This is a genomic window from Sphingorhabdus sp., assembly GCF_044357595.1.
In the GTDB taxonomy this organism is placed as follows: Bacteria; Pseudomonadota; Alphaproteobacteria; order Sphingomonadales; family Sphingomonadaceae; genus Sphingorhabdus_B.
In genome coordinates this window covers 1-7,266 of sequence record NZ_JBIKPH010000123.1, presented here as the reverse complement: position 1 = coordinate 7,266, position 7,266 = coordinate 1, and the positions used below count along the sequence as shown (strand labels likewise).

Sequence of the window (7,266 nt, the reverse complement as noted above, 5' to 3'; positions counted from 1 at the left end):
CAAAGCCAGTGGTTGCATTCATGGATGGCATTACGATGGGTGGCGGCGTTGGCATTAGCCAACCTGCACGTTTCCGCGTGGCCACCGAGAATACGAAATTCGCGATGCCTGAAACCGGCATTGGCCTCTTTCCTGATGTCGGCGGCGGTTGGTATCTGTCGCGGCTTGAAGGCCGTGTGGGGCAGTTTCTGGCGTTGACCGGGTCGCGGATCGCAGGATCGGGTTGTCTCGCCCTTGGTCTTGCCACACAATATCTACCCAGTAGCGCGCTCGCCGACGCCAAAATGCGGATTGCGACCGAAGATGTTGAGCGGATCGATGGGATATTGGGCACCTTGTCGGAAACCCCGCCAGAGTCCAAAATTGTAGAGACATTGTTCCAGATTAATCGTCATTTTGGCTCCAACCAGTTTGAGGATATTCTCGCAAGCCTTGAGGGCGATGAGAGCGAATGGGCGATGCGCGAATTGGCAACACTGCGATCCAAAAGCCCGCAAACCTGCAAGGTCGCGCTGCGCCAATTGGCAGAAAGTATCGCGCTTGCCGACTTTGCCGATAACATGGCCATGGAATATCGCATCGCGAGCCGGGTCATCGTGCGCCCCGACTTTACCGAAGGCGTGCGCGCCGTGATTGTTGATAAAGACAATGCTCCAAAATGGGATCCTGCGACAGCTGAAGACGTCACGGCAGGCCTGATTGACGCGATATTTGCGCCATTGCCTGCGCAAGAAGAATGGAAGCCCTTATGACATACGAAACAATCCTGGTCGAACAACGCGGCGCTGTTACGCTGATGACATTGAACCGGCCGCAAGCGTTGAATGCGCTGAACAGTCAGGTTCTGGCTGACCTCATTGCTGCATTCGCTGCTTTCGATGCCGATGACAGCCAACGTTGCGCGGTATTAACTGGCAGCGAGAAGGCCTTTGCCGCAGGCGCGGATATCAAGGAAATGTCGTCGCAATCCTTTGCCGATATGTACGGTTCTAACTTCTTCGCAGGCTATGACCGCGTTACGGCTTCACGCAAGCCTTGGATCGCCGCTGTAAATGGCTTTGCGCTGGGGGGTGGATGCGAATTGGCCATGATGGCGGACTTTATCATGGCGGGCGACAATGCCAAATTCGGGCAACCTGAAATCAAGCTGGCCGTTACGCCCGGAATGGGCGGGTCGCAGAGGCTGACGCGTGCGATTGGCAAGGCCAAGGCCATGGAAATGTGCCTGACGGGCCGGATGATGGATGCCGCAGAGGCCGAACGCTCGGGCTTGGTCGCAAAGGTGATTCCTGCAGCTGAGCTCGTTGACGAAGCTATGAAGACCGCGACCGCCATTGCTGCCATGGCACCTTTGGCCGCAATCGCGTGCAAGGAAATGGTCAACGCTGCGTTTGAAACCACGTTACAGCAAGGCGTCGTTTTCGAACGCCGCTTGTTCCACGGCCTGTTTGGTACGATCGACCAGAAAGAGGGCATGGCGGCATTCGTCGAGAAGCGGCCGGGTAACTGGACTGGGAAGTAAAATTAGTTCTCCCCCTCGCAAGTCCATGGGGAGGATTTACTTAATTAGCTGAAACCTTCTCGACCATTTGAAACTTGCCAAGCCCGCATCCAGCGCCTTCATACAGGCTCCCGCCTTGATCATGCAACACGCGGACGATGTCGACACTGCACAATTGATTGAGCGAAGTACGGTAAGAAAACCGCTCTTCGAATTTCAACCCGGGGCAACTTTGCGGCAATCTATTGCGGTACGTCTTGCCGCCGACCATGTGAAAATCAATGTTACTGCTGTCGATGACCTTCGTTGAACGAATTTGCGAAATGGTCACGCAGTTTTTCGGTTCGCCCACCGCGCGAACGGGCTCGGGCGCTTTTTTGCTGGAAAGCGCGATGGTGGCGCCGCCGGACAGCAAAACAATGGCGGGAATGATCAACAGCAACTTACGCATCTTGAATCTCCAATATTATGATTCTGCCTTAGCGGCGTCAGCCTGAACCTTAGCTGACTTGATTTTGGGCGCTGGTGTTTTGGGTTTGAAGCGGCACAGGTCGGCCACTGGACAACGCCAGCATTCGGGGGTGCGCGCCTTGCAGATATAGCGGCCATGCAAAATCAGCCAATGGTGCGCGCCAATACGAAACGGCTTTGGGGTGCTTTTCTCAAGTGCCCTTTCGACCGCGACGACGGTCTTGCCTGGTGCAATACCCGTGCGGTTTCCCAGTCGGAAAATATGCGTATCGACGGCGAAGGTTTCAGCACCAAATGCCGTGTTCATAACCACATTGGCGGTCTTGCGGCCTACCCCGGGTAACGCCTCCAGCGCATCACGGTCGGCAGGAACTTCGCCTGCATGATCGCGCACGAGGATCTCGGACAGCGCGATGACGTTCTTTGCCTTGTTGTTAAAGAGGCCGATGGTCTTGATATGCGCTTTCAAGCCATCCAGCCCAAGCGCGACCATTTGCGTAGGTGTCTTTACGTCTTCGAACAAAGCCTTCGTCGCCTTGTTCACACCCACATCGGTTGATTGCGCCGAACAGGTAACGGCGACCAATAACTGGTATGGGTTACCATAAGCCAGCTCAGTCTCTGGGTCGGGATTTGCCTCCGCCAGCCGCCGGTAAAATTCAAAGATATCGTCCTTTTTCAAAGACCGAGGACCTCTTGCATATTATACCGGCCGGCCTTTTGCCGCATGAGCCATACTGCAGCCTTTACCGCGCCATTGGCGAATATCGCGCGATTTTCGGCGCGGTGGACAAGCTCGATGCGTTCGTTATCGGATGCGAAGATCACCATATGGTCGCCAGCAACGCTGCCGCCGCGTAAGGATGCAAAACCGATATTGCCGGCCTTGCGCCCGCCCGTAATGCCGTCGCGGGCTCGGTCGCTATGATCCTTTAGGTCGATCGCGCGGCCCTTGGCAGCGGCTTCGCCCAGAAGGAGGGCCGTGCCCGACGGGGCGTCAACCTTATGCCGGTGGTGCATTTCCAATATTTCGATGTCCCAATCCTCACCAAGCTGGCGGGCGGCTTGCTCGACCAATGCGGCCAGCATGGTTACGCCTACGGACGTGTTGCCTGTCTGCAAAACGGGAATGTCGCGCGCGGCATCGTCGATCAGGAAATGGTGGCGTTCCTCCAACCCGGTCGTGCCTATGACGATCGGCTTGCCCGCTACAACGGAGGCGTCAAGATTTGCTTCCAGCGCATGCGGGCTCGAAAAATCGACGAGTATGTCGGATGCGGCGATTAACACGGCCAGATCACCGTCTTTGTCGACGCCGCCTGCATGTTCGTGGCCATCCGCCTGAATGGCGTCGACCAAAGCCTGCCCCATGCGCCCTGCGCTGCCAATGATTCCAATTTTCATATTTAACACCCTGACCTTGTCCACCGGTCTTACTATATTAAGGTGGTGAAACAAGTTCGGGGTGACGTTGAGGGCATGAATGTGGATCAAGACATCAAAAATATCGTCATTCTGACGGGCGCTGGGGTCAGTGCTGAGAGCGGTATTGATACCTTCCGCAGTGCAGGCGGGCTTTGGGAACAGCATAAGGTCGAGGATGTGGCCACCCCTGAGGCTTTCGCACGTGACCCCGACCTTGTGCTGCGTTTTTACGATATGCGCCGCGAACGTATTCAGCAGGTTGAACCAAATGCCGCGCACTATGCGCTGGCGCGGCTGGATGCCGCTTGGGCAGGTAATCTGCTGCTCGTGACCCAAAATGTCGACGATTTGCACGAACGGGCAGGGGCGCAGCGTCTGCTGCATATGCATGGTACGCATTTGAATGCGTGGTGCATGACCTGTGATGAACGCCACCCATGGCGCGGGACATTGATTGACCGACCCGCCTGCCCAGCATGCGGCATAGCGGGGCAGTTGCGGCCTGACATCGTGTGGTTCGGGGAAATGCCTTACCGGATGGACGAGATTTACCACGCGCTGAACCACGCGGACCTGTTCGTCAGCATTGGCACATCAGGCGCAGTTTACCCCGCCGCTGGACTTGTGCGTGAGGCGCGGCAGAAGGGTATCAGGACGTTAGAATTAAACCTTGAACCATCGCACGGCACATCATGGTTTGCAGAATCGCGGCATGGCCCAGCGACTCAAGTCGTGCCCGCATGGGTGGAAGAAATACTAGGCAGCTAGAACGCCGCAGCTTCTGCACGCAGGATCTTTGGGTAGTTGTATAGAACGCATCGCGGGCGCCATGCCGTCGAATAGAACTAGCTTGCCCTTTTGGGCCTCTCCAAAGCCCGTTAGGGCGCGAATGACCTCCATGGCAGCAAATGATCCCATAAGGCCACACATGGCCCCCAGAACGCCCTGTGTGGCGCAGTCGTCGCAATCATCGGGGTCATGCGCGTCACCCACAAAACAGCGGTAGCAGGGGGCGTCTTCTGCCCAGCCAGTGAAGGTGCCAATCTGACCGTGAAACTGGCCAATGGCGGCGCTGACCAAAGGCACTTTCGCGGCAAGGCAGAGGTCATTGACGATCAGACGCGTTGCGAAGTTGTCGCAACCGTCAATGACGACATCGACGCCTGTTAGAATGTCTGCCGAGGTGGAGCGGTCGATACGCCGCTTGATACCATGGAAGGTCACGTCGGGGTTTAACCGCGCCACGGCGGCGCCCGCGGCATCGACTTTCGCCGTCCCAATGTCGTTTTCGCTGTACAGAATTTGCCGTTGAAGATTGGACAAGGACACAACATCATCATCAACGACGCTGATCGTTCCGACGCCAGCGCCCGCAAGATATTGGATGGCGGGACAACCTATGCCGCCCGCACCAATCAGCAGCACATGGCTCGACAGCAATTTGGATTGTCCTGCGCCGCCAATGTCGCGCAGCACGATGTGCCGGGCGTAACGGTCAAGTTGCTGGTCGCTAAGCGTCATACGCCGGTGGAACCAAAACCCCCGGTGCCGCGCGCGGTTTCGTCCAGCGATTCCACTTCGATCATCGTACCCTGAGTGACCGGCGCAACCACGATCTGCGCGATCCGGTCGCCTTTGGTGATGATGAAATCATCTTCGCCCAAATTCGCAAGGATAACCTTCACTTCGCCGCGATAGTCACTGTCGATAGTGCCGGGTGTATTAAGACAGGTGATGCCATGCTTCAGCGCGAGGCCCGAGCGCGGGCGCACCTGCACTTCGTATCCGTCGGGAATGGCAAAGGCGAAGCCGGTGGCTACCGCGTGGCGTTTGCCAACACGCAGGGTCATGCTCTCGGCGGCGCAAATGTCCATGCCCGCGGCGCCGGTTGTTGCATATGCGGGCAGCGTCAAGCCCGCGCTATGATTCAGGCGCAAAACGCGAATTTTAACCTTTTGCGAGTGCATCGGCAACCTTCTCCATCAATTTGCGGGCAATGACATCTTTGGGGCTTTCGGGCCAGCTATCGACGCCATCTTTGGTGACAATGTGAAAGGCGTTGTTTTCGCCGCCCATCACATCGCCCGACACGTCATTGGCGACAATCCAGTCGCAGCCTTTTTTGGTGAGCTTCGTCTGTGCATGATCGACAATTTTTTCGGTTTCCGCCGCAAATCCAATCAGCAGCTTTGGGCGGTGCTTATGGGTGGCAAGGCTTGCCAATATGTCCGGATTCTCGGTTAAAACGAGGGCTGGTATCGCGTCGCCATCCTTCTTGATTTTCTGGTCAGGGGCCTGCGCCGCGCGCCAGTCAGCGACAGCTGCCACCATGATAGCGGCGTCGACGGGCAGAGTTTTTTCCACCTCGGCCTGCATTTCCAGCGCGGTTTCGACATTAATCCGGACAACGCCCGGCGGTGTTTCCAGATGGACTGGTCCAGCAATGAGCGTGACTTCAGCGCCCAAGTCAGCCGCTGCGGCGGCAATGGCAAAACCCTGCCGTCCCGACGAACGGTTGGCGATGTAGCGCACAGGATCAATCGCCTCATGCGTTGGGCCAGCGGTCACCAGAACGCGCTTACCGAGCAAAGGGCGGTGGTTCATGTTCGCAAAATCCGCCTGCTCTGCGAGCGGCGCAGCGCTCGGAATGGTCGTTGGCGAACGCCCCGCAGTTAACGCAGCGTTGAAAGTCTGTCCCAACATCGCGCAAATCTGTTCTGCGACGGCAGGTGGTTCGGGCAGTCGGCCGGGACCAAATTCGCCGCATGCCATTGCGCCTTCGTCGGGTGCCATGATGTGCAAACCATCGGCGCGCAATTGCGTCAGATTTCGTTGAGTTGCCCGATGGTTCCACATGCGCACATTCATGGCGGGAACCGCAAGCACGGGCTTGTCAGTGGCCAGCAGGATCGTGGTCGCGAGGTCGTCGGCAATTCCTGCCGCCATTTTTGCTATGATATTGGCAGTCGCGGGGCAGACAACGATCAGATCGGCCTGACGGCTCAACTGGATATGCCCAATCTCGCTTTCTTCTTTCAGGTCGAACATGTGACCATACACCTGATCCTCGGTCATCACCGCCATCGACAAAGGCGTGACAAACTCTGCCGCACTTTTGGTCATCACCGCCCGCACAGCGATGCCCTGCCGCTTCAGCAGGCGCACAAGCTCCAGCGATTTGTAGGCAGCTATTCCGCCGGTTACGATCAAGAGTATGCGTTTTTCGATCATGCGCTTCAATATCCGCTGAATAGTTTATCGACTGCGGAGGTGATGACCAAATCTTCCTGCGCCAGAGAACCGATTTTTGCACCAAGTCTATCAACCGGAATGGCAAAAATCAGATGTGTCGACATAATGTACCGTTCATCGTTAATCACAAATACGGGGTGCAATCGCGACACGGACTGCATGTCTTCGGCTGGCAGTAAAGGCACGACCACCCGACTGTCGAATTCATCAAGCAAATCTGACTGGATGTCCAGCAACAGACCGCGCGCATTTCCGTTTTTGTAAACATCAAAGCGCGCCATTAAAACTGGCGATACTCGTCATAAGGCATACCGTTTTCGGCGACCCATTTGTTCCAGCTTTCAATAGCTTGGCGGTTTTCGCGTTTCCACTCCTCGCCCAACGCTTTGCGCACCTGTTCCTGCAGTCCGGTCTCGCAAGCTTCCGATACGTTAATCCCGAGCCGCTTGGCCTCATCAACCATATGACCGGGCAAGCTTACATTTGTGGAGCGCTTCGCGGCGTTAACGCGTGAAGGTCTATTCATGTGCATAACATATGCGCAATCAATATGGGGGTCAAGCGAACGCCATAGTGCCCGCAACACCTATAGCGGCTGCCAATAATGCCACTGCAAA

11 protein-coding genes are annotated in these 7,266 nt (G+C 56.5%); 3 read left to right on the top strand and 8 right to left on the bottom strand.

Annotated features, from left to right (window positions below):
* The coding region (locus ACIQ2T_RS10865; RefSeq protein ID WP_397590825.1) for an enoyl-CoA hydratase/isomerase family protein at positions 1 to 752 on the top strand (752 nt) is incomplete at its 5' end.
* Positions 749 to 1,522 (top strand): enoyl-CoA hydratase, encoded by a 774-nt coding sequence (locus ACIQ2T_RS10860; protein WP_397590824.1) that lies wholly within the window; start codon positions 749 to 751, stop codon positions 1,520 to 1,522. The genes ACIQ2T_RS10865 and ACIQ2T_RS10860, both read left to right, overlap by 4 nt.
* Before the next feature lie 40 nt (positions 1,523 to 1,562).
* Here ACIQ2T_RS10860 and ACIQ2T_RS10855 read toward each other — a convergent pair whose 3' ends face one another.
* The 3 genes from ACIQ2T_RS10855 to dapB are packed head-to-tail and all read right to left on the bottom strand — an operon-like array spanning position 1,563 to position 3,376.
* Entirely contained in the window at positions 1,563 to 1,952 is a 390-nt protein-coding gene (locus ACIQ2T_RS10855; protein WP_397590823.1) for a hypothetical protein, read from the bottom strand.
* Between the two features lie 15 nt (positions 1,953 to 1,967).
* Positions 1,968 to 2,654, bottom strand: a complete 687-nt coding sequence (nth, locus tag ACIQ2T_RS10850) for an endonuclease III (protein WP_397590822.1) — start codon at positions 2,652 to 2,654, stop codon at positions 1,968 to 1,970.
* Positions 2,651 to 3,376, bottom strand: coding sequence for a 4-hydroxy-tetrahydrodipicolinate reductase (gene dapB / locus ACIQ2T_RS10845; RefSeq protein ID WP_397590821.1), 726 nt, complete (start codon positions 3,374 to 3,376; stop codon positions 2,651 to 2,653). Before dapB ends, nth begins: the two co-directional genes overlap by 4 nt.
* An 81-nt stretch (positions 3,377 to 3,457) precedes the next feature.
* On the opposite strand from dapB, the gene ACIQ2T_RS10840 reads away from it, so the two are divergent.
* Complete coding sequence (locus ACIQ2T_RS10840) at positions 3,458 to 4,165, top strand: NAD-dependent deacylase (RefSeq protein WP_397590820.1); 708 nt, start codon at positions 3,458 to 3,460, stop codon at positions 4,163 to 4,165.
* Here the strand turns inward: ACIQ2T_RS10840 and ACIQ2T_RS10835 are convergent.
* The 5 genes from ACIQ2T_RS10835 to ACIQ2T_RS10815 are packed head-to-tail and all read right to left on the bottom strand — an operon-like array spanning position 4,154 to position 7,175.
* Positions 4,154 to 4,918, bottom strand: a complete 765-nt coding sequence (locus ACIQ2T_RS10835) for a HesA/MoeB/ThiF family protein (protein WP_397590819.1) — start codon at positions 4,916 to 4,918, stop codon at positions 4,154 to 4,156. The two genes, ACIQ2T_RS10840 and ACIQ2T_RS10835, sit on opposite strands and share 12 nt — an antisense overlap.
* Positions 4,915 to 5,364 (bottom strand): dUTP diphosphatase, encoded by a 450-nt coding sequence (dut, locus tag ACIQ2T_RS10830; protein ID WP_397590818.1) that lies wholly within the window; start codon positions 5,362 to 5,364, stop codon positions 4,915 to 4,917. Before dut ends, ACIQ2T_RS10835 begins: the two co-directional genes overlap by 4 nt.
* Positions 5,345 to 6,625 carry a bifunctional phosphopantothenoylcysteine decarboxylase/phosphopantothenate synthase gene (locus ACIQ2T_RS10825; protein WP_397590826.1) on the bottom strand — a complete coding sequence of 427 codons (1,281 nt, stop codon included), beginning with the start codon at positions 6,623 to 6,625 and terminating at the stop codon, positions 5,345 to 5,347. Before ACIQ2T_RS10825 ends, dut begins: the two co-directional genes overlap by 20 nt.
* An 8-nt stretch (positions 6,626 to 6,633) precedes the next feature.
* Positions 6,634 to 6,930 (bottom strand): CcdB family protein, encoded by a 297-nt coding sequence (locus tag ACIQ2T_RS10820; RefSeq protein ID WP_397590817.1) that lies wholly within the window; start codon positions 6,928 to 6,930, stop codon positions 6,634 to 6,636.
* Entirely contained in the window at positions 6,930 to 7,175 is a 246-nt protein-coding gene (locus tag ACIQ2T_RS10815; RefSeq protein ID WP_397590816.1) for a type II toxin-antitoxin system CcdA family antitoxin, read from the bottom strand. The genes ACIQ2T_RS10820 and ACIQ2T_RS10815 overlap by 1 nt, the downstream gene beginning before the upstream one ends.
* Positions 7,176 to 7,266 lie beyond the last annotated feature (91 nt).

Excerpts from the sequence above, each read along its gene's own strand:
- ACIQ2T_RS10835 (WP_397590819.1), bottom strand. The coding sequence starts at position 4,918 with ATGACGCTTAGCGACCAGCAACTTGACCGTTACGCCCGGCACATCGTG.
- ACIQ2T_RS10815 (WP_397590816.1), bottom strand. The coding sequence starts at position 7,175 with ATGAATAGACCTTCACGCGTTAACGCCGCGAAGCGCTCCACAAATGTA.
- ACIQ2T_RS10860 (WP_397590824.1), top strand. The coding sequence starts at position 749 with ATGACATACGAAACAATCCTGGTCGAACAACGCGGCGCTGTTACGCTG.
- dut (WP_397590818.1), bottom strand. The coding sequence starts at position 5,364 with ATGCACTCGCAAAAGGTTAAAATTCGCGTTTTGCGCCTGAATCATAGC.
- ACIQ2T_RS10855 (WP_397590823.1), bottom strand. The coding sequence starts at position 1,952 with ATGCGTAAGTTGCTGTTGATCATTCCCGCCATTGTTTTGCTGTCCGGC.
- dapB (WP_397590821.1), bottom strand. The coding sequence starts at position 3,376 with ATGAAAATTGGAATCATTGGCAGCGCAGGGCGCATGGGGCAGGCTTTG.
- ACIQ2T_RS10820 (WP_397590817.1), bottom strand. The coding sequence starts at position 6,930 with ATGGCGCGCTTTGATGTTTACAAAAACGGAAATGCGCGCGGTCTGTTG.